Source organism: Pseudomonas sp. CP4 (assembly GCF_047758505.1).
GTDB lineage: Bacteria > Pseudomonadota > Gammaproteobacteria > Pseudomonadales > Pseudomonadaceae > Aquipseudomonas > Aquipseudomonas fluorescens_AO.
Map to the genome: position 1 here is coordinate 563,883 of NZ_CP180489.1, position 19,999 is coordinate 583,881.

Sequence of the window (19,999 nt, forward strand, 5' to 3'; positions counted from 1 at the left end):
ATTCGGTATTTCAGGGACGCGACGATGGCCCGGATTCCGGTGAGGTGCGGCCAGGCGGCTGCGACTCGCCAGCGACCTGCTGTAGCTCGTCGATCGCCCGACGCGTCAGTGCGACCAGTTTTTCCACGCGCAGCGTTTCCATCGCCTGGCCCAGGGCATCCAGTTCCAGGTCATATTGTCCGGCATCGATCTCAGCCCGCTCGAGGCGTCCGTCCAACGCTCCCCAGAGCTGAAAACGCTGATCATCGACCGATCCATTCAGATCGTTTATCTCCTGCGGATAGCGTTCTCGCAGATAGTCCGTCCAGTAATCGCGGGCCACCATGCTGATTGGCAGCGCGTCGGTCCGCTCTGCCGCAAGGATGGATTCACGGGTCTGCGTGAGCAAATCCCCGCTGAGGGGATCGAAATAGGACATGAAAACCGGCTGCCCGGGCAAATCCACACCGTCGCCCCAATTGCCAGTCAGCCCGATGCGGTACTGCAAGCGCACCTCGGCGCGGTCCAGTCTCTCAGCCGCGGCCGCGGCTTCAGCAAGGGTCTCGACCCGGTCCAGACGAAACATTTGCCGGGACAAACGCACCAGTGCCTGCCCCCTGAGTGCTGTTTGATCCGGCGCAATTTGGCGCAAAACGCGATCCGCCCAGACCCGGACCTCCATGTCGCTGAACGTCAGAATCCGCCCGTCAACGCAGGTGCCGTGGGTTTCAGCGCTGTGAAACAACAAATCTCGCAACGATGTATCGTCGTAGGCAGCTTGCATGACCTCCCACACTCTGCGCGTGAGATCAGCCCGCACGCGATTGAAATCCTTGGTATCGCGCAATAGCCGCAGCAGCTGGAAAAAACGTTCGTGGTTCGGTTCCTGTGCCAACCGCGTCCAGATCACGGTTCGTTGTTCTGCCACTGATGCGGAGGTGTCCTGGAGCCAAGGCGCAAGCGAGCGCGGTGCAATGTCAGTTGCCGGATCCAACAGTTCTTCGACAGGTGCTACGGCGGCGTGCACATCAAAATCAACGCCGCCCTCCTCCTCAGGGATCCCGACCGGCTCCTCCAAACCGATGCCGTCGTAAAATATCTGCCTGTTGATCATGTCGTCGATCCGTGCGCGCGATACACCCAACACGGGTCGCCCCGGACGCTCGCGCGAGTAGCGCCGCAGATCCTGCAACGCTGACAACGACAAACGTTCATTCGCGGACAAGTCGGTGCCCTCGAGCAGATTGCCGTGCCCACCGCTGAACAAGCCAACAGGCAACTCCTCGATCCGGTTGCCGCTCAGATTCAGCGTGTGCAGACGAGGCGCCATCAACACGCCGTCCGGCCATTCGCTCAACTGGTTGAAGCGTAAATCCAGGGTTTCGAGAGCGCCGAACGCCGGCGGGTGAAAAGCGCGGATCTCGTTGTAACCCAGATCCAGCGCGCGCAGTCGGCCGCTACCGAGCAATGGGTACAGGCTCGTCGCGCTGTGCAGATTGCAATACTGCATTTCCAGACGCTGCAGATGCCGCATGCGTTGCACCGGCGCGGGCAACGCCAGCAATTCATTGCCGCTGACAAACAAGGTTTCGAGGTTGGGAAAGGCCTGCAGGAAAGCGTCAGAGCCGCGCGTGGTGATACCGACGCGGGTCAAGTCCAGGCTCGTCACACCTGGCAACTGCACGTCCAGCTCCGGCAGGTCACCGGTTTGCCGCTCTGAAAATTCCAGCTCCAGCCGGGGCGTGCCTGGGCTTTCGCTGAGCCCATCGAGCCATGCGGCGCGGATGCGCCGTGCAGCGAAGGAGCGACTGCGCGCATTGATGAACACGCCTTCTCCAGTGACCTCGCGGGTATACAACCAGTCGTTCAAACGGCGGGTCAGCGCGTCGAACGTTTGATGCCACTCAGTGATTCGTGCGTCGATCTGCACGTCGCTGAGCGCCATCCTGCGCAGACTGTGCAAGCTGAGCCGAGCACGCTCGTCTGGAAAAATCTGCCGCAACCGCTGCAAATGCGCAGCCGCGCCGGTCTCGCCCGCCACCGCAGCGGATTGCGCAAGCGGCAACAGCTCGTCGATGAACGATGCGCCGGTTTCCGTTGGCGGAAATCGTTCCGGCACGGGTTCGGCTGCGAATCGCGCCAGCGTGCCGTGCGCCAGGCCCGTTTGCTGCTCAATACGCTGCAGCGCCATGTTCAACGCAGCTTCACCCTGCGGGCTGAACACGTTGCCGGCCAGGTTGGTTCTCATCAGCAAATCCGTGTGCGTCAACGCCCTCGGCGACACAGAGTCGATGCGGTTATCGCGCAAGTCCAGCCAGGACAATCGGCTCAGATCCTCGACACCAGCGGGCCAGACTTGCAGCCTCGTCGACCGCAGGCCTAATGCCTGCAACGCATTCAAGGCGCTGACATCGACATCCCCGAGCGGGTTATGACTCAAGTCCAGCGCCCTGAGGCGCTGCAAGCCATTGATCTGGCGCTGCACCACTGGGGTCATGGCAATCCGGTTATTGGCAGCATCGAGCTGTGCCAGACCTTCCAGTTCGGCTGCAGCAAAGGGCAGTTCCGTGAAGGTGTTGCCGCTGATCTGCAGGGTTTCGGTCCGGCTGAAGGCGCGGATGAAACGGCGGGCCGCTCGGGCGGAAACGTCCAGTCCTCCCAGGCGCAGCGTGCGCACATGGGCAAAACTGCCTGGCGGCAATACGGGCAATTGCACAACGCGTTCGGCCCCCGTTGGAGTGCTGAGTTCGAAGATGGTCACGCGGGACGGCAGGCCGTACCGCTGCCGTACGGCGCCTTGCCAACTGTTTCTAAGCGCATTGAAAATCTTGGCGTTGCTGCCTGTTGTCCATTGCGGGCTGAGCGCTGCGTAGCGAGTACCGTGCGGGGCTGGGGCATGGAATCGAGCAAAAATACTGTCATGCTCGGCGCGCAGCGCGGTGATCGCGGCCAGCCGTGCCTCGGGCGTAGCCGATGCGGCATCGAACGCCAGCGGCAACGGATCAATCAGCCCGGACGCGGCGAGCATGGAATCGAGTTCGGCCCGGCAGAACTCGCTGACCATCTGGTGCACATCGAGCAGATGCCCCAAGGGACCGGCGTAGTTGCTGACGTATTCATAAGCGCGCAGAAACGTGTCCGGAGTGACGCTCGACCAGTCCAGCGACAGACCGGCCCACAGGCGTTCCTGCCCGTGGTAGAGCGACGACGGCAGCGTCTCGATCAAGGTATGACTGAGGTCCAGACGCTGCAATTGCCCAAGCCGTTCGACCGACGCCGGCCATCGCCACAAAGCACGAGGCGCGTCGATGCGTAACGTGCGCAGCTGCCTGAGCCTTGAAAAATCGAGTCCATGCAAGGACGTTGAATCGGTACCCGAGTAGTCGATGCGCAGCGCTTCGAGCGAAGACAACGCTTCGAGCCGCTGCGCGAAGTTCTCCGCCAGTAACGGCGCGTCGGTGGCGAAGCGCAGGCGGGTCAGCTCAGGCATGCGGCCCACCGCTAAAGGCAGCGTGGTCAGTGATCCGTTCACCAGCGTCTGCTCGATCCCAAGGCCGGGCTCGCCAATCGACAGATCGGTGACCTGGGGGAACGCTGCCAGAAAACCCTCGGCATTGGCGTCGGTGAGGCCGCTGCCCGTCACCGACAATTCACGCACATGGTCAAACCTCGTGGTCAGCGCAGGCAGCGGCGCATCGCAGACCAATGACAGCTGCGCCACTTCCCGGGTCTGCGCCGCCAACGGCTCATTGCGCCAGGCCTCTCTGAGGGCCTGGGCCACTTGCGCACGGTGCGCTGCGGTCTGACTGCTCGAGGGGCCTGCCTGCCATCGGTCGAGGGTGGCATTGAGTGTTTCCCAATCCTTCAGTCGAGACTCCAGCTCATCGAAGATCTGCGCGTCGGTTCTGCCGCGTCGCCGAGCGAAAAACGCTTCGACCTGGCGCGGCTCCGGATACAAATGCTGCGCGCGGCTGCGCAGATGCGGATTCCAACTGGCGCCGCGTCCGCTGGCGTAATAACCGCTCAACCGGGCACTCACTCGCGTCGGAGGCTTGAACCACCTGGCTTGCGGCTCCAGTAACCGTGCAGCATCAAGACGATGCGCGTGGGCTGACCGGATGATGCTCTGTTGCAGTTCGCGGCCTGTGCGCACATCCGCCAGCCACAGCGCTGACCGGGTTTCATCAGGCAAGGCGGCCAACAGCGACCGGTAAAAACTGTCTTCCACCCGGGGCACTTGATCAAGCGCTTGGGCACGGGCATCGAAGGCCTGATAGAAAGGCCCGTTTTTCACCAGGTAGCGTTTAACCGGTGCGGTGATTTCGCCAATACCGTCGAGCAAAGCACCGGTTGTACTGCCGTCACGGATCTCCAGCCGCAAGGTTTGCGGCCATTGCGGCAATTGTTCCAGTGCATGCAATGCCAGGCGTCGGCTGTCTGCGGAGGCGAGGTTTTCGCCGTGCAAACCGGCGAATGCCCGAATCTGTCGGCCTTGGCGAGCGTACCAGCGGGCCTCTTCCAGCAGCTTCAAGGGCGAGCGTCGGGTCGCGTCCAGTCGGGCAAGCTCGGCGGCCGATGCGTGGTTGAGCACGTCTTGCGCGGCTTCGTCGCTGAGCCCCGGGCATTCGTGTTGCAGAATGCGCACCCGCCCACTCGCGGGCCCGTTGCGCCGGTAGAGACTGTCGAAGATGGCTGGCTGTCGGGTGTAGGCGTATTCGGTGAGTCTCGCAGTGAATTCATCTGGCCTCGCCGGACGCAATTGCGCGCCCCTGCTCCCCAGCAGATGAACAATTTCATTTTCCTCCAGCGCAGCGATGATTCGTGCCGGCAGTTCGCCGTTCAGCACTTGCTCGCGGCTGATCCGGATCGCCGGTTTGTGCTCAATCCCCGACAGCAGTTTTTGTGCGCCGTACTGGATGGATCTCGCCGCCTCCCCCACGCCCTCAACGATCTCCAGCACGCGGCCCGACGGCCAACGGGGCATTTCGGGGACCAGCGGCAGCGCGTACAGGTACTGCTCATCAATTGCCTGGGCACCGCGCAACTGCTCGATCATTTGTCTGGCTCCCTGATCGGCGGCAAACAAGCGCATGGCGTCACGCAGTTCGGCAGGCGGCGGTAAATGGTCCATGTGCATTTTGCGCAGCGTGTTGTCACTGATACCGCTGGTATCGGCCAGCATCAGCAGGGCGTCGTCGGAAAAACCGTCAGTCAGCGGCCCCATGCGGCGCAGCAAGTCCAGACGCCCCCAGGTCATGGGTTGTTCCAGTGCCAGACGCCAGCCACCGTGGCCGTTGTTGACCAGGACCGGCCGGTAGGCATCGGGATCGCTGGGATGTTTGAGCAGCCACTGCGCGGTCGTCTGATCCTGGACCTGCTCGTAGACCTTGCTGCCCTGGCGGATATACGTTTTGCCTTCGAACCAATACTGCGCCAGTGCGTTGGGTTCGCCCAAGGCGTCAAATGTGACGTCCTGTTCGTAACCACTGAAGTCGGGTTTCCACAGTCGGGTTTTACCGCTGGGCAAGGTCACCGGGTGCAGGTTCTCGATGACCGGTTCCGGCTTGACAGGCCTCAACCGGCTCAAACCTGCACCCGCAACGGCGGTGACCCCGATCAGTGCGAGGTTTTCGGCAACATCGACCAGATGGGCCTTGGCCGCGTGCTTGTCGCCGTCGCTCCATTCGACGACCCCCTCAACGGTTTCATACAACAATTGGCCAGCCATGATCACCATCATCGCTTCGCCGAGTACGGGGATGAACATCGACGCCACGTTCGCTGCCAGCAGACCGAACTGCAGCAGCGCAGCGAGTTTGGCGTCGCGCGCCTTGGCATCGACGTCTTCAGTGGGCACTGCGTGGCTGCGGGCATCATCGAACAGCTTGTCGCGGTGTTTTTCGTAGAGACAGTTCCAGAGGTCAGGGTTTGTGCCCTTGAAATAAGCGTTCGGGTCCGGAAACGGCGCGGCCGCCACGAAAGGATCGGTATCCGGAATCATTTGCGGATCCTTGTGCGGCGTCTCCCAAGGCCCTAGAGGCGTCACTGTTTGCCCTATCGTTCGCCATGCCGACCACAACCACTCGGACGCGGGATGGGCGGGCTTGATGAACCGGTTGAAATATTCAGCGCGCTTCCTATAAGGAAAGAACTGGCTGAAAAACGCCTGATAGGCCGTCGGCGCGGTGCTTTGCGGATGCTGTGGATCCCGAGCAGACAACAAGCGTTTCAGTGTGTCCTGCATTTGCGTGCCGGTGTAGCGCTTGAGCGGATGCTCGGGGTCGTTGGGCACGTAAAGAATTACTTCGTCATATGACGGATATCTGTCGTAAATCACAAAGACAACGCAGCCAACCAGTCTATGGCGCATCACGCCCAAATCCTGAAACGAGACTGTTTTGTTATCCAGTCTGGGGGTCCTGTTGCCCGCAAGAACGGAAAGAATCATCGCGTGATCCTGGCGGCGGATGTCCTTGGTCAACAACGCTTGTTCGGCCGCCGCGTGTAAAGCGCTCTTCTGAGCCAAGATGAACTGGCGGCGCAGCGCGGCTTCCGTCTTGGGGTCGGCTGGATGGAAAAACGAAGTCAGGTAGGCTTGATATTTCGCGCCAATGTCCAGCTCACGGCACAGACTGAGAAAGTTCCTGATCGAGACATTGACCGGGACTGCCTTGTAGTTACCGGGCGTGCCGGTTGCTACTGCGAAGGTTGAGCTTTTGTGAAAGGCGCCGTACTTGCATTCGTCACTTTCAAAGTTGTGCAGGGCTGCCTGCAGCATGGGCAGCGTCAGTACCTCGTGAGTGCCAACTTCCACGCGAGCAACAGTTACGAGAATCGGTCGCTTCAAACACAACAGCGTCTTGTCGACATCCACTTCCACCTGATAGCGGCTTTTCAGCGCCTCCAGCAGCAAAGGCCTGGCAAAGGCGTCAATGTCTTTGAACGATGACATGGTTTTATCCAGCTGCACCTGCGCCTGGAAGCTGTCTCTGAAGCGTTTGTGCAGCACGTCGCGTTGCGCGGGCGACGCGCTTTTGTACCAGTCGGGGGTTGCCTTGGTGGCCTGTTTGAACTCAGCTCTTCTGCGCGCGGGAGCATCAATCAACCATTGCGGTACCGACGCTTCCAGCAACGGCGCGTGCAGACTCTGCGTTGCCGCCGGTTTGATCAGGGGGGCCGCGCTTTTGGATACGAGGGAATCGGGGGACATACATCGCTCCTGTAAATGAAGCGACAGCACATCATCCGCACCGACCGGTGCGGCGGTACATAGTTATCGAGTCCAGACAGAGTTGTTACGACGTGTCTGAACGGTCGGGCGCAGAGTTGACTATGCTTGTAACGCACGATTTAGCGGAGAGGGATTTATGGACGATCCAGTCGACAACAAACCGCCGACCTTCTGGCAGATGCTGCACAGCGTCATGGCTGCAGCCTTCGGCGTACAGAGTGGCAAGAACCGGGAAAGGGATTTCGCCCACGGCAAGCCCAGCCATTTCGTGATACTGGGCGTTTTGTTCACAGCTGTTTTCGGTCTGACGCTGTTCGGAATCGTCAAACTGGTGCTGCATCTGGCCGGTGTTTGAGGCCAATATGAGAAATCCGGGCCTTGGCGAAGCGATCGAGCCTTGTCACTGGCGAACCACCGGCGACAGGCATGCGGTCAGACCCGGAATTTCACTCACTGGTGACTGACCCAGAAGACCGCTGTTCCTACAACGAGAATGATCAGGAACAAAATGGCCCATGCGTCGACGCTACTGTCGCTTTTCCTGGCTTTGGTCGGGTTGCTCATTGCATCGCCTCTTGTCGGTTTTATCGGTGATTGCACAAAGACTCGATCACAGTTAAGACGATGATTGTCCGCACGACAAATGTGGATTAGATGACCGGCATTCGCGTTAGGCGATTTGGTTCTTTACATATACTCAAACATCACTTTTGCGCATAACTGCAAACGGGTATATTGCCCCGGCTCCGTGACGGAGTGCGCGGCCGTGCGCGCAGAATTGCAGAGGCATCATCGGACTCCAGCAAGCGAAAACGCAGCGTTTTCCGAGTAGCCCAAGCCTGAGAACAGGACTTATATGTACGTATACGACGAGTACGATCAGCGGATCATCGAGGACCGCGTCAAGCAGTTCCGTGATCAGACCCGACGCTATCTGGCAGGTGAGCTGAGCGAAGAAGAATTCCGCCCCCTGCGCCTGCAAAATGGCCTGTACATCCAGCGCTTCGCGCCGATGTTGCGCGTGGCGGTGCCTTACGGCCAACTGACTTCGCGCCAGGTGCGCATGATGGCCAAAATCGCCCGTGACTACGACAAGGGCTACGCCCACATCAGTACGCGGCAGAACGTGCAGTTCAACTGGCCGGCGGTGGAAGACATCCCGGACATCCTCGCTGAACTTGCGACCGTGCAGATGCACGCTATCCAGACCAGCGGCAACTGCCTGCGCAACGTCACCACCGACCAGTTTGCCGGCGTCGCCGCCGATGAAGTGATCGATCCACGGCCATGGTGCGAAATCGTCCGCCAGTGGACCACGTTCCACCCGGAATTCGCTTACCTGCCGCGCAAATTCAAGATCGCCGTGAATGGCTCGACCAGCGACCGCGCAGCCATTGAAGTTCACGACATCGGTCTGGAACCGGTCTACAACGCCGCTGGCGAGCTGGGCTTCCGCGTGCTGGTCGGCGGCGGTCTCGGTCGTACGCCGGTGGTCGGCGCGTTCATCAATGAATTCCTGCCGTGGCAAGACCTGCTGAGCTACCTCGACGCCATCCTGCGTGTGTACAACCGCTACGGCCGTCGTGACAACAAATACAAGGCGCGGATCAAGATCCTCGTCAAGGCGCTCACGCCTGAAGTGTTCGCGCAGAAAGTCGACGCGGAAATGGAGCATCTGCGCGGTGGCCAGACCACGCTGACCGAGGCCGAACTGCATCGGGTTGCCAAGCACTTCGTCGATCCGGACTACAAGTCCCTCGACAACCAGACCGCACAACTGGCCGACCTGGATAAAGAACATCCGGGCTTCGCTCGCTGGCGCAGCCGCAATACCCTGGCGCACAAGAAGCCGGGCTATGTTGCTGTAACGCTGTCGTTGAAGCCGACCGGTGTTGCCCCCGGCGACATCACTGACAAGCAGCTCGACGCCGTTGCCGACCTGGCCGACCGCTACAGCTTCGGTCAACTGCGCACCTCCCACGAGCAGAACATCATTCTCGCCGATGTCGAGCAGAGTCAGTTGTTCGCCTTGTGGGGCGAGTTGCGCGAAGGCGGTTTCGCCACGCCGAACATCGGCCTGCTGACCGACATCATCTGCTGCCCGGGCGGCGATTTCTGCTCGCTGGCCAACGCCAAGTCGATCCCGATTGCCGAGTCGATCCAGCGTCGCTTCGATGACCTGGACTACCTGTTCGACATCGGTGAGCTGGACCTGAACATCTCCGGTTGCATGAACGCCTGCGGTCATCACCACGTTGGCCACATCGGCATTCTCGGCGTGGACAAGAAAGGCGAAGAGTTCTATCAGGTTTCTCTCGGCGGCAGCGCCAGCCGTGATGCGAGCCTGGGCAAGATCCTCGGCCCGTCCTTCGCCCAGGAAGCCATGCCTGACGTGATCTCGAAGCTGATCGATGTGTACGTTGAACAACGCACCGAAGACGAGCGCTTCATCGACACCTATCAGCGTATTGGCATCGACCTCTTCAAGGAACGCGTCTATGCAGCGAATCATTAAGAACAACGAAGTCGTCGACGAGACCTGGCACTTGCTGCCGAAGGATTTCAACATCGACGAGATCAGCAACTGCGACGATCTGATCGTTCCTCTGCAGTTGTGGCGCGAGCACAGCCGCATGCTCAAGGCCCGCGATGGCGGTCTGGGCGTGTGGCTGGATGCCGACGAAGAAGCCGAAGAAATCGGTGAAGACGTCAGTGAGTTTCAAGTGATCGCGCTTAACTTCCCGGCGTTCACCGATGGCCGCAGTTACTCCAATGCCCGTCTGCTGCGTGACCGTTATGGCTTCAAAGGCGAACTGCGCGCAATTGGCGATGTTCTACGGGACCAACTGTTCTACATGCATCGTTGCGGTTTCGACGCCTTCGCCATTCGCGCGGATAAAGACCCGTACGAAGCGCTGGAAGGTCTCAAGGACTTCTCGGTGACCTACCAGGCTGCCAGTGACGAACCGCTGCCGTTGTTCCGTCGGCGTTAAGCCTCAGGGCTTTGGGTGCGGACAGAAAAACGCCGGTCATTGACCGGCGTTTTTTTATGCCTGGTGTTTACCAGAAGCGTTGTTGGGTCAGGCGACTCCACCAGCTCAGCAGCACGCGGTCAACCGAGCCGCTGGCGGCCATGCCGATGCGTTCTTGCAGGCTTTTGCGCTCGGCGTAGTGCAGATGGTAGACCTCGGCCAGTTTGGCCTTTTGCGCCAGGTATTCATCGCTGGTCTTCAGTTCGTCCACCAGTTGGTTTTCCAGCGCAGCGATACCGAGCCACACCTCACCGGTGGCTACCTCGTCGATCGCCAGTTGCGGGCGATAACGGGCGACGAAGTTTTTGAACAAGCGATGGGTGATGTCGAGGTCTTCCTGAAACTTTTCGCGGCCCTTTTCGGTGTTTTCGCCAAACACGGTCAGGGTGCGTTTGTATTCACCGGCGGTCAGCACTTCGAAATCGATATCGTGCTTTTTCAACAGACGATTGACGTTAGGTAGCTGCGCGACTACGCCAATCGAACCGAGAATGGCGAACGGTGCGCTGATGATCTTGTCACCGATGCACGCCATCATGTAGCCGCCGCTGGCAGCAACCTTGTCGATGCACACGGTCAGTGGGACCCCGGCGTCGCGAATGCGCGCCAATTGTGATGACGCCAGACCGTAGCTGTGCACCATGCCGCCGCCACTTTCCAGACGCAGAACCACTTCGTCTTTCGGCGTGGCCAGGGTCAGCAGCGCGGTGATCTCGTGGCGCAGGCTCTCGGTGGCGGAAGCCTTGATATCGCCATCGAAGTCGAGCACGAATACCCGGGACTTGGTCTCAGGCTTGTTCTTCTGCTTCTTCGCACTTTTATCGGTTTTCGCTTCGCCCTTGCGTAAAGCCTTGAGCTGGTCCTTGTCGAGCAGCGTCTGCTCCAGGCGTTCACGCAGGCCCTTGTAGAAATCGTTGAGCTTGCTGACCTGCAACTGGCCCGCCGATTTGCGCCGGCCCTTGCTGCGTAACGCGGCGAAACTGGCCAGGACCACCAGAATGGCGATCACCAGCGTGACAGTCTTGGCCAGAAAGCTGGCGTATTCGGTGAAAAAATCCACAGAGACTCCTCAAAGCAATGCGTGAACATGTAATACACGCGGAATGGCTCCAGCATACCCATGCGCCGGCTCATCGGCCAGCCGTGAAACCTCTGGCAACACGCCTGTAACGGGCATTTCAAACAAGCGTATGTTTTTTCATTGACAGCCTTACGCCATCCTCATAACCTCGCCTGACCTTCAACGTACCGGGACGACGCGGACGTGGGCAGCATCTACTTGATACGACATGGCCAGGCCTCCTTTGGTGCAGACGATTACGACGTGCTGTCACCGACCGGCGTGCGTCAGGCAGAAATCCTCGGCCAGCACCTCGCCGATCTGGGCATCAGCTTTGATCGTTGCCTTGCCGGTGACCTGCGTCGTCAACAGCACACGGCCACCAGCGCACTCGAGCAACTCAGCGCCAGGGGCCTGCCAGTACCCGTTCTGGAAACCGATTCCGCCTTCAACGAATTCGACGCCGATGCAGTGATCCGCGCCCTGCTCCCCGCCATGCTGCCGGAAGAGCCGGAAGCCCTCGACATCCTGCGCAACGCCGCACAGAACCGTGGCGAATTCCAGCGCATCTTCGCCCTCATCGTCGAGCGCTGGCTTGCTGGCACCTACGACACACCGGGCCTGGAAAGCTGGCTGGGTTTCGTCGAGCGGGTTCAGGCCGGGCTGCACCGCATCCTCAATCTGGCGCAAAAGAACCAGAAAATCGCCGTGTTCACTTCCGGCGGCACCATCACTGCCCTGCTCCACCTGATTACGCAGATGCCTGCCAGACAGGCGTTTGAACTGAACTGGCAAATCGTCAACACCTCGCTCAACCAACTTAAGTTTCGTGGTCGCGAGGTGGCTCTGGCTTCCTTCAACAGTCACGCACACCTGCAACTGCTGAAGGCCCCGGAACTCATCACTTTTCGCTGAGTCCGGCTTACTGTGACCCTGGCTGTAACCACCCAGCTCCCATGACCAAGAAAGGATCGAACCATGACCTCCGTAGCTGATGCCGTAAAAGCAATGCAAGCCAAGTTCAACCCAGCCGCCGCTGCCGGTCTGGACCTGGTCTTCGGTTTCAACATCACCGACGAAGACAAGCAATACGCCCTGATCGTCAAAGACGGCACTTGCGACATCCAGGAAGGCGAAAACCCGGACGCCAACTGCACGCTGGTGCTGGACAGCCAGACTCTGAAAGACATCGTCAGCGGCGAAACCGACGGCATGCAAGCCTTCATGGGCGGCAAGCTGCGCGTTGAAGGCGACATGATGCTGTCGATGAAACTGTCCGAGCTGTTCCCTTCGTAAGAAGCAGCCTGGTTCAAACAAATCCCGTCCTTATGACGGGATTTGTTGTTCATGCAGGAGATCAGCGCAGGGCTCGGCTTCGCGCTCCGCTCGCGGAGGTACGATCAACCTTCCTGCAACAACCGCGTATCCAGCCCAAACCGCTCTTGCGAAACCATCCTGAACTGACCTTCCGCCAGATCGCAGCTCACCAGCAAATTCCACGAGTGTCGGGTGGCCACCGAAGGCACCAGAACAAATGGATGTTCAGCCAACAGTGCATCGGCAAACTTTCGCTGGTTGGGCGAGGTCTTGATCGGGGTGAGCCAATGCGGATTGGGCACATCTTCCGGCTGCACGATTCTGACGCTGGCGTCGTGGGTGATCTCAAAACAGGTCAACACATAGGGCTCCTGATCAAGCGCATCAAAACTGCCATGGGCGGCCACTTCCAGGATCGCCGTGGAGGGGTCGACCGACGCATAAACGACTCTGCGGCCGGGCGTATTCCAGCGGCCACCGTCCCGTTTTGACCCCAGGCCGCTGTCCCATGTCTCGCTGTACACCTCGCGATCCAGCCGCCAGGCGTACCAGCGATCATCCCAGGGCAAGGGGTTCATTGATAAACCCCGTATTTGATCTGGTTCAGATACTCCTCCACCATCCTGAAGCCCAGCGCATGTCCAACCAGATCGAGCGGCACATAACCGTAGAAGTAAGTAGCGCGTTGCTCCAGCCATGATTCGGCCTTGGCCTGACGCCCGAATACTTCGATGGCCAGCTCCAGCGCAGCGGCATATTGGTAGGCGATGACGCTCTGCGGCGTGTCCAGGCGCACCGACGCGCCTTCCTTGAGCAGACGTCGCACGGTTCTCACAGATTTGCCGGTGATACGTTTGACCATCTCTCCCTGTTGGTACAGCTCGGAGGTTGCGATCATGTTCACCACATCAAGCAGCTCAAATCCTTCGCTTGTGCAGCGCAGGATGAGCATCGGATCGTCGCCGGTATCCTGCCCACGCAACAGCAACTCCAGAGGTTTGCCCTCGAGCTTCCTCAAGCCCGTGAGCCGGGGCACTTTGGCGCTCGGCATGGCAACGTCCTCCGAGGGACACCTGGCGCGGTCGTCGCGCCAGTAATGGCGAGGCGAGTAAGCAGGCGTATGGCTTTCAATCAGTGGGATTCGCATAGTCCATCCTTTGTCGGGTCCAGAGCGATCTGTGCGCTCGATGACTTCAATGTCAGGACTGATGCTATAGACCCGGCGTCCGACGACCAACCTGAAAAAGTCGTCAGAAATATCCCCAAATCTGATCAAACCGCTCCTGTTTCCGTAGGACTCAAACGCAATTTTCAGCGGTTCAATCCGTTGTTGCTTTCAAGGTGGGGAGAGGGACTTTTGACTTACAATGCGCCCCACCTCCAGAAACCGGTTCCGCCCATGGACATCGACCTCGCCCGCACCTTCCTCGAAATCGTCCGCCACGGCAGTCTCGCCGCCGCTGCGCAGAAGCTGTTCGTCACGCAAACCGCGATCACCGCGCGGGTGCAGAAGCTCGAGAGCCAGTTGGGCAGCACGCTGTTCGTGCGCAATCGTGCCGGGGCGAAGTTGACGGCCAATGGCGAAGCGTTCGTGATTTATGCCAATCAATTGGTGCAGACCTGGGAAGCCGCCCGCCGCGACTTGCCGCTGCCCGAGGGGTATCACAACGTGCTGCACATCGGTGGCGAGGTCAGCCTGTGCAACCCGCTGATGCTCAGTTGGGCAGCGGAACTGCGCGAGAAAATCCCCGGCCACGCGCTGCGCATGGAAATCCGCGATGGCGAGAATCTGCTGCGTCAGCTCGAACTCGGTGTGCTCGATGCCGCGCTGGTTTATCAGCCGGAATACTGGCCGGGTCTGCAGGTCGAGCAAGTGCTGGAAGAAAAACTGATTCTGGTGCGCGCGCCCGAGCGTCCCGAACCATACGTCTACATCGACTGGGGACCGGACTTCCGCCGCCAGCACGACGCCGCCCTACCGGAAAAAGCCAAAGCCGCGCTGAGCTTCAACCTTGGCCCGCTGGCCCTGCAATACATCCTCGAACACGGCGGCAGCGGCTATTTCCGCACCCGGGTCGTGCGCACTTATCTGGAAACCGGCGCGCTGGAAGCCGTCACCAAAGCGCCGGAATTCGGCTACCCGACCTACCTGGTGTATTCGCGTGATCGCGACTCGGCAGTGCTGCAACAGGCCTTCGACCTGTTGCGCGAAGTGATCCGCACCGATGACGACTGGTCGCAACGCTGGAACCCGTTGAGCTGATCCAGCGCTTGCAGTCCTGAGCATGGCATTTGTGACCTCAAGGTTCGCCCTGCACAAGTCAGCGGATCGGCTAATCTGCCGGGTATAACAACAATACCTACAGGTGAAACGCATTGAGGCAGACCACCGAGGCATTCCGCAGCCGCTACCGTGCGGCCATTCATCCTTTGTACAACCCGTGGCTGCACGGCACGTTTGTCTTGCTGTTCGGGCTTCTGGCGGTGGCTGCTTTCTGGCGCACGGTGCATTCAGTGAGTTGGCTGGAATGGCTGACCGTGCCGTTGACCCTGCTGTTGTTCAACTTCGGCGTGTACATGGTCCATCGCCATTTGGGCCATCACAAAAAAACCTTCGCAAAGATGTTCTACGCGCGGCATGCCGGCGACCATCACAGCTTTTTCACCCCCGGTCACATGACCTACGACAGCGCGCGGGACTGGCGGGTGATTCTGTTTCCAGCCTGGCTCATCGTCATTCATACCCTGGTGATCACCCTGCCCCTGTGGTGGCTGTTCGCGCAGGTCAACGTCAATGTCGCCGGGCTGTTCGCCGGGTGCATGGTGCTTGGCTATCTGCTCTACGAAGTGTTCCATGCCTGCGAACATTTGCCGCCGCAAAATCCGTTGACCCGGTTGCCGTGGATCCGCCAGATGCGTCGTCTGCATGAACTGCATCACCGCCGCGAGCGCATGCAGGAGCGCAATTTCAACATCGTTCTGCCCTTGATGGACTACCTGTTCGGCACGCTGTACCTCGAGCCGGAACCCGCCCCTTTGAGTAATTCGCAAATGCCCATGACGCGCATGCAGCACCAGATCGATATCGCCGGCGAGCCGGTCGCCGTGCTGGCCTATGCCGCCAGCGTCAGTCACTGGCCGGACTGGCATCCCTCCTCATTGAAGATTGACGGTCCGCAAGGACCGCTGCATGCCGGCGCGCGGTTCGAAGAGGACATCCATGCCGGGGGACGGGCCGGCCATTTGCGTTGGGAGGTCACTGAATATCTGCCGGGTCGGCGTTGGTGCGCACGGGCGCAAAGTGATCAGGGCCTGTCGCTACAGCTGACTTACGAGTGTTCGGCGGAGGCTGGCGGCACGCGTTTCGTGCGCACACTGGAATATCGCTTTGACGGTTTGCTCATGCGTTTCGCCAATCGCCTGTTGCTCAAGCGTCGCATTGAACGCGAGTCTGCCGCGTCCATGCTTGCCCTGCGCGACACGACCGCGCAGTACATCGGCGCGGCGAGGGCCAGCGCGTGAAATTACGTTATGTGCTGTGCCTGCTGATCGCTCTGGTCATCGCCTTCTTGTTGTTGCTGCCGACCAAGGTCGAACCGGTGGCCTGGACACCGCCACCGGCGCCGTCATTGAAAGACGGCATCTACGCGGACAACCAGCGCCTGAAAGCCGTGGCAAAGGTCGGGCCGAGCGACATCGAAGGGCCTGAGGCGCTGCTGCTGGAAGACGAATTCCTCATCACCGGATTGCATGACGGCCGGCTGATCCGCAGCAGCCTCGACGGCACGCAGCGCAAGGTTCTCGCCGACACCGGCGGCCGCCCGCTGGGCCTGGCCCGTCATCCGAACGGCATGCTGGTGATTGCCGACGCGGTCAAAGGCTTGCTGTCGCTGGATGCGCAGGGCCGCGTGATTCCCTTGACCACCGAGGCCAACGGTGTGCCATTTGGCTTCACTGATGATGTAGCGGTCGACAAGTCCGGCCACTATGCCTATTTCAGCGATGCCTCGAGCCGCTGGGGCTACGGCCATGACGGCGAGGCAATCATCGAACACGGCGCCGATGGGCGCCTGCTGCGTTACGATTTTCAGAGCGGCAAGACCAGCGTGCTGCTCGACAAGCTGCAGTTCGCCAACGGCGTCGCCCTGGGCCCGGACGAAGCCTACCTGCTGGTGAACGAGACCGGCGCTTATCGCATCAGCCGCTACTGGCTGAGCGGGCCGAAGGCAGGCACTAATGATGTGTTCATCGACAACTTGCCGGGGCTGCCGGACAACCTCTCGTTCAATGGCAGCAATCGCTTTTGGGTAGCGTTGTACGCGCCGCGCAACGCGTTACTCGATGGCACGGCGCAGCACCCGTTCGTACGCAAGATGATCGTGAGGGCGTTGACGATTCTGCCCAAGCCTGTGGAGAAGCGCGGATTCGTGCTGGGGCTGGATCTGGACGGCAAGGTGATTGCCAGTCTGCAAGACGCGAGCGAAGGCAATTACTCGCCGATTACCACCGTGCGCGAGTATGGGCAGTGGTTGTACTTTGGATCGTTGAAGGCCACGCATATGGGGCGGATGGGGTTGGATTCGGCGCTGAAGTGAGCCTGAGGGATGTGCATGTAATGGACTTACGCATTCGCGAGCAGGCTCGCTCCCACAGGGGAAATGCCTTTCAATGTGGCAGCGAGCCTGCTCGCGAAAGCGGTCTGTCAGTTGCTGGACCGGTCGAACTTCTCCGGATCTTCATCTTCCGGCAGTTCTTTCACGGTTTTTTCCGGATGCGCAGTGGTATGCGCCGGGCTGTTCGGTTCAGGGCGGGTCGGAATCGGGTCGAAGCCGCCCTGCTCTTCACTGGGGAATTTCGGATCGTTCATGAGGCACCTCGCAACGAGTCGATGGTTTGCAGACTCTGCACATTGGAGGTGCCGTGGGTGGTCGCCGTTCCCTTCGGATGGCGACCACGGGTCAGGTAATTACTGACCGGTCAGCGGCTGCCCGGCCAACCGGGCGACGATCTGCTCCTTGACGATCACGCGCTTCTCTTTGAGCTTCTTCAATTCGTCGTCACTGGGGGCGTCTGACTGGGCGTTCTCGGCCTCGACCACTTCAGCATCCACCTCGAAATACTTGTTGAGCAGCGAATCCAGCTTCGGATCCTCGGAGCGCTTTTGCTCGATCTCATCCTTCTTGCAACCCAGGTCCTGATACAGATCATGTGAAACCGGCATGAAACACCTCCATCAAATTGATCGACAACCAGCGCGACCGATGCGCTGACTCTTTATCAGCATGGCCTTGCGCAACAGCTTCTGTCGACACCCTGTCAGACCAGCGGTTGCCGTTCGTCGCCCTGTCGTAAATGCGATAAAACCTTTGGCTGGTGCGCTCGCTCCATTGGATAACGCTCACAAAAACCTGCGTGGAGATACCCAATGGACGGATTCAACCTGCGTCATCTCGCTCTGGCTGTTGCACTGTCTGCCGGTATGGGCAGCGCCTTTGCCGCGACCGACAACGATTTTGTCGATAACGCCGCCGCCGGTGGCATCGCTGAAATCGAAACCAGTCGCCTGGCCTTGGAAAAAAGCCAGTCTGCTGACATCAAAGCCTTTGCCAACCAGATGATCACCGATCACAGCAAGGCCAACGACGAGCTGGCGGCGATTGCCAAAGCCAACGACATCGAGGTTCCGGACACCACTACCCTGGTCAAACAGGCCAAGGAAAAGATTCTCGACATGCGCGATGAATCCTTCGATGCGGCCTACGCTAACAACCAGGTCATGGCTCACCAGGAAACGATCGAGCTGTTCAAGAAACAGGCGAACACCGTGACCGATGACAAGACCAAAGGCGCTACGGAGCTGAAAGCGTTCGCGCAGAAAATGCTGCCAGCGCTGGAAAAACACTTGGCCCATGCCAAAGAGCTGCAAGCCAAACACCCGAGCAAGTAACCGCCCGGCAATAAAAAGGCCGCATCCTTCGATGCGGCCTTTTTGCGTTTCAGCGATCAACCGCCATCGGTATCGATATCGGCATCGGTGCTTTCGCCCGGTTCAGGACGGTCCGGGTCAGGCTTGAAGCCGGGGCTGAAGTCGTTGCTGTTGTCATTGTGATGCTGCTTCTGATCGACCTCGGCAGCCGCGCTGTCCGCCTGTCCTTCTTCAGCCGGCGCGGGGGCATTTTGCCCCGGTGTCTGCGGGTCGATGGCGGGGTCGTTGCGGTTAATTGACTCTGAGGACTGATTTTGCTGTTGCGGCGCTTGCTCGTTCATATCCACCTCATTCATAGTCCTGCCTCCTTCTTCCAGCACGACTGGAAAACGTCGGGCATGCAGATTCGAAGCCTGACGCCGCAGATTCGTTCAAAACATCGTTGCCTGCTGCCACGCCGACTAGAGTTAGCGGGCGTTCGACGCGACAGGCGGAAAAATTCGCCGCTGGGTGAACAACTATTTCAAGCGGCAAATGTCAGTCAATTCGCGCCGGTCATTTCGCTGAGCCGGCACCAATATGTAACGGAGCGACACGCACATGGCAGCACTGCAGAACAGCACAGTTGTAGCAATCAAGAACAACCAGGCTCAACTGTTGAGCGAATGGACCAAACGCCTCGAAGCCAGCGGCGCCACGCGCAATCTCAAGGAGCACGACCTCGCTCAGCAAACCCGCGACTTGCTGAGTTTGCTGCTGGCCGGTCTGGAAAACGGCAACGGCAGCAAGATTGCCGCTGCAGGCTGGGAAGACACCCGCCAGTTCCTGGAAAAGTTGTCGCAGAGCCGCGCCCTGCTCGGCCAGGATTCCCAGCAAACCGCCAGCTTCATCTTCGCCCTGAAGGGTCCGTTGTTTGCCCTGCTGCAAAACCATTATCAGGACCAGCCGGCACTGCTCGCCGAGCAACTGCTGGAAGTCTCCGAACTGCTCGACACGGTCGGCATGCACACCATCGGCACCTTCCAGAAATCCCGCGAGGCGGTAATCAAGCGTCAGCAGGAAGAGCTGTTGGAACTGTCGACCCCTGTGGTCAAGCTGTGGGACGGCGTCCTCGCTCTGCCAATGATCGGCACCCTCGACTCGCAGCGCACCCAAGTAGTGATGGAATCGTTGCTGCAACGCATCGTCGACACCGGTTCGGAAATCGCCATCATCGACATCACCGGCGTGCCGACCGTTGACACCCTGGTCGCTCAGCACTTGCTGAAAACCGTGACCGCGATTCGCCTGATGGGCGCCGACTGCATCATCAGTGGCGTGCGTCCGCAAATTGCGCAAACCATCGTGCACCTGGGTCTGGACCTGCAAGGTGTGGTGACCAAGGCCAATCTGGCCGACGCATTGAAACTGGCCCTGACTCGCCTGGGCATCAGCCTCGGCAAAGCGGTCTGAGC

Annotated in this window: 17 protein-coding genes; 10 read left to right on the forward strand and 7 right to left on the reverse strand. The window is 59.7% G+C overall.

All coding sequences use genetic code 11. The features are described 5' to 3' along the window. Positions 1-10 precede the first annotated feature (10 nt). A complete protein-coding gene (locus tag ACMYUN_RS02300; RefSeq protein ID WP_415762665.1) occupies positions 11-7,189 on the reverse strand; it encodes an NEL-type E3 ubiquitin ligase domain-containing protein in 7,179 nt (2,392 codons plus the stop codon). Positions 7,190-7,346: 157 nt separating this feature from the next. On the opposite strand from ACMYUN_RS02300, the gene ACMYUN_RS02305 reads away from it, so the two are divergent. The 3 genes from ACMYUN_RS02305 to ACMYUN_RS02315 all read left to right on the forward strand — a co-directional run bounded on the left by ACMYUN_RS02305 (position 7,347) and on the right by ACMYUN_RS02315 (position 10,203). Next, complete coding sequence (locus ACMYUN_RS02305; protein WP_039758638.1) at positions 7,347-7,565, forward strand: DUF2970 domain-containing protein; 219 nt, start codon at positions 7,347-7,349, stop codon at positions 7,563-7,565. A 501-nt stretch (positions 7,566-8,066) separates the two neighbouring features. Beyond that, entirely contained in the window at positions 8,067-9,725 is a 1,659-nt protein-coding gene (locus tag ACMYUN_RS02310; RefSeq protein ID WP_415762667.1) for a nitrite/sulfite reductase, read from the forward strand. Next, on the forward strand, positions 9,709-10,203 hold the full coding sequence (locus ACMYUN_RS02315; RefSeq protein ID WP_039758643.1) for a DUF934 domain-containing protein: 495 nt from the start codon (positions 9,709-9,711) through the stop codon (positions 10,201-10,203). The genes ACMYUN_RS02310 and ACMYUN_RS02315 overlap by 17 nt, the downstream gene beginning before the upstream one ends. 67 nt (positions 10,204-10,270) lie before the next feature. On the opposite strand, the gene sohB is transcribed toward ACMYUN_RS02315, so the two are convergent. Further along, complete coding sequence (gene sohB, locus ACMYUN_RS02320; protein WP_039758645.1) at positions 10,271-11,302, reverse strand: protease SohB; 1,032 nt, start codon at positions 11,300-11,302, stop codon at positions 10,271-10,273. Between the two features lie 204 nt (positions 11,303-11,506). Here sohB and ACMYUN_RS02325 point away from each other — a divergent pair, with 204 nt between their 5' ends. Further along, complete coding sequence (locus ACMYUN_RS02325; RefSeq protein ID WP_415762668.1) at positions 11,507-12,217, forward strand: histidine phosphatase family protein; 711 nt, start codon at positions 11,507-11,509, stop codon at positions 12,215-12,217. 63 nt (positions 12,218-12,280) lie between these two features. Continuing rightward, positions 12,281-12,598, forward strand: coding sequence for an SCP2 sterol-binding domain-containing protein (locus tag ACMYUN_RS02330; RefSeq protein ID WP_016774477.1), 318 nt, complete (start codon positions 12,281-12,283; stop codon positions 12,596-12,598). A gap of 104 nt (positions 12,599-12,702) precedes the next feature. Here the strand turns inward: ACMYUN_RS02330 and ACMYUN_RS02335 are convergent, their stop codons facing one another. Then, a complete protein-coding gene (locus tag ACMYUN_RS02335; RefSeq protein WP_016774476.1) occupies positions 12,703-13,197 on the reverse strand; it encodes an RES family NAD+ phosphorylase in 495 nt (164 codons plus the stop codon). After that, on the reverse strand, positions 13,194-13,670 hold the full coding sequence (locus ACMYUN_RS02340; protein WP_129998566.1) for an MbcA/ParS/Xre antitoxin family protein: 477 nt from the start codon (positions 13,668-13,670) through the stop codon (positions 13,194-13,196). The genes ACMYUN_RS02335 and ACMYUN_RS02340 overlap by 4 nt, the downstream gene beginning before the upstream one ends. A 348-nt stretch (positions 13,671-14,018) precedes the next feature. On the opposite strand from ACMYUN_RS02340, the gene ACMYUN_RS02345 reads away from it, so the two are divergent. The 3 genes from ACMYUN_RS02345 to ACMYUN_RS02355 all read left to right on the forward strand — a co-directional run bounded on the left by ACMYUN_RS02345 (position 14,019) and on the right by ACMYUN_RS02355 (position 17,214). Beyond that, positions 14,019-14,882 (forward strand): LysR family transcriptional regulator, encoded by an 864-nt coding sequence (locus ACMYUN_RS02345; protein WP_024012724.1) that lies wholly within the window; start codon positions 14,019-14,021, stop codon positions 14,880-14,882. A gap of 113 nt (positions 14,883-14,995) precedes the next feature. Then, positions 14,996-16,141 carry a sterol desaturase/SRPBCC family protein gene (locus tag ACMYUN_RS02350; protein ID WP_415762669.1) on the forward strand — a complete coding sequence of 382 codons (1,146 nt, stop codon included), beginning with the start codon at positions 14,996-14,998 and terminating at the stop codon, positions 16,139-16,141. After that, positions 16,138-17,214 carry an SMP-30/gluconolactonase/LRE family protein gene (locus tag ACMYUN_RS02355; RefSeq protein ID WP_415762670.1) on the forward strand — a complete coding sequence of 359 codons (1,077 nt, stop codon included), beginning with the start codon at positions 16,138-16,140 and terminating at the stop codon, positions 17,212-17,214. Before ACMYUN_RS02350 ends, ACMYUN_RS02355 begins: the two co-directional genes overlap by 4 nt. A 107-nt stretch (positions 17,215-17,321) precedes the next feature. On the opposite strand, the gene ACMYUN_RS02360 is transcribed toward ACMYUN_RS02355, so the two are convergent. Continuing rightward, the gene (locus ACMYUN_RS02360; protein ID WP_165368399.1) at positions 17,322-17,486 is read right to left on the reverse strand and encodes a hypothetical protein; all 165 of its coding nucleotides are present in this window, start codon (positions 17,484-17,486) and stop codon (positions 17,322-17,324) included. 99 nt (positions 17,487-17,585) lie between these two features. After that, a complete protein-coding gene (locus ACMYUN_RS02365; protein WP_039758660.1) occupies positions 17,586-17,840 on the reverse strand; it encodes a DUF465 domain-containing protein in 255 nt (84 codons plus the stop codon). 204 nt (positions 17,841-18,044) lie between these two features. Between ACMYUN_RS02365 and ACMYUN_RS02370 the strand changes: the two genes are divergently transcribed. Beyond that, positions 18,045-18,566, forward strand: a complete 522-nt coding sequence (locus tag ACMYUN_RS02370) for a DUF4142 domain-containing protein (RefSeq protein WP_039758662.1) — start codon at positions 18,045-18,047, stop codon at positions 18,564-18,566. Positions 18,567-18,622: 56 nt separating this feature from the next. On the opposite strand, the gene ACMYUN_RS02375 is transcribed toward ACMYUN_RS02370, so the two are convergent. Next, the gene (locus tag ACMYUN_RS02375; protein WP_415762671.1) at positions 18,623-18,886 is read right to left on the reverse strand and encodes a hypothetical protein; all 264 of its coding nucleotides are present in this window, start codon (positions 18,884-18,886) and stop codon (positions 18,623-18,625) included. Between the two features lie 259 nt (positions 18,887-19,145). Between ACMYUN_RS02375 and ACMYUN_RS02380 the strand changes: the two genes are divergently transcribed. Then, on the forward strand, positions 19,146-19,997 hold the full coding sequence (locus ACMYUN_RS02380; protein ID WP_415762672.1) for an STAS domain-containing protein: 852 nt from the start codon (positions 19,146-19,148) through the stop codon (positions 19,995-19,997). Positions 19,998-19,999: the final 2 nt, after the last annotated feature.

Bases quoted from the DNA above. Each gene is read 5' to 3' on its own strand.
- ACMYUN_RS02375 (WP_415762671.1), bottom strand. From the start codon at position 18,886: ATGAACGAGCAAGCGCCGCAACAGCAAAATCAGTCCTCAGAGTCAATT.
- ACMYUN_RS02340 (WP_129998566.1), bottom strand. From the start codon at position 13,670: ATGCCGAGCGCCAAAGTGCCCCGGCTCACGGGCTTGAGGAAGCTCGAG.
- ACMYUN_RS02370 (WP_039758662.1), top strand. From the start codon at position 18,045: ATGGACGGATTCAACCTGCGTCATCTCGCTCTGGCTGTTGCACTGTCT.
- ACMYUN_RS02365 (WP_039758660.1), bottom strand. From the start codon at position 17,840: ATGCCGGTTTCACATGATCTGTATCAGGACCTGGGTTGCAAGAAGGAT.
- ACMYUN_RS02360 (WP_165368399.1), bottom strand. From the start codon at position 17,486: ATGAACGATCCGAAATTCCCCAGTGAAGAGCAGGGCGGCTTCGACCCG.
- ACMYUN_RS02330 (WP_016774477.1), top strand. From the start codon at position 12,281: ATGACCTCCGTAGCTGATGCCGTAAAAGCAATGCAAGCCAAGTTCAAC.
- ACMYUN_RS02305 (WP_039758638.1), top strand. From the start codon at position 7,347: ATGGACGATCCAGTCGACAACAAACCGCCGACCTTCTGGCAGATGCTG.
- ACMYUN_RS02300 (WP_415762665.1), bottom strand. From the start codon at position 7,189: ATGTCCCCCGATTCCCTCGTATCCAAAAGCGCGGCCCCCCTGATCAAA.
- ACMYUN_RS02315 (WP_039758643.1), top strand. From the start codon at position 9,709: ATGCAGCGAATCATTAAGAACAACGAAGTCGTCGACGAGACCTGGCAC.
- ACMYUN_RS02310 (WP_415762667.1), top strand. From the start codon at position 8,067: ATGTACGTATACGACGAGTACGATCAGCGGATCATCGAGGACCGCGTC.
- ACMYUN_RS02345 (WP_024012724.1), top strand. From the start codon at position 14,019: ATGGACATCGACCTCGCCCGCACCTTCCTCGAAATCGTCCGCCACGGC.
- ACMYUN_RS02380 (WP_415762672.1), top strand. From the start codon at position 19,146: ATGGCAGCACTGCAGAACAGCACAGTTGTAGCAATCAAGAACAACCAG.
- ACMYUN_RS02335 (WP_016774476.1), bottom strand. From the start codon at position 13,197: ATGAACCCCTTGCCCTGGGATGATCGCTGGTACGCCTGGCGGCTGGAT.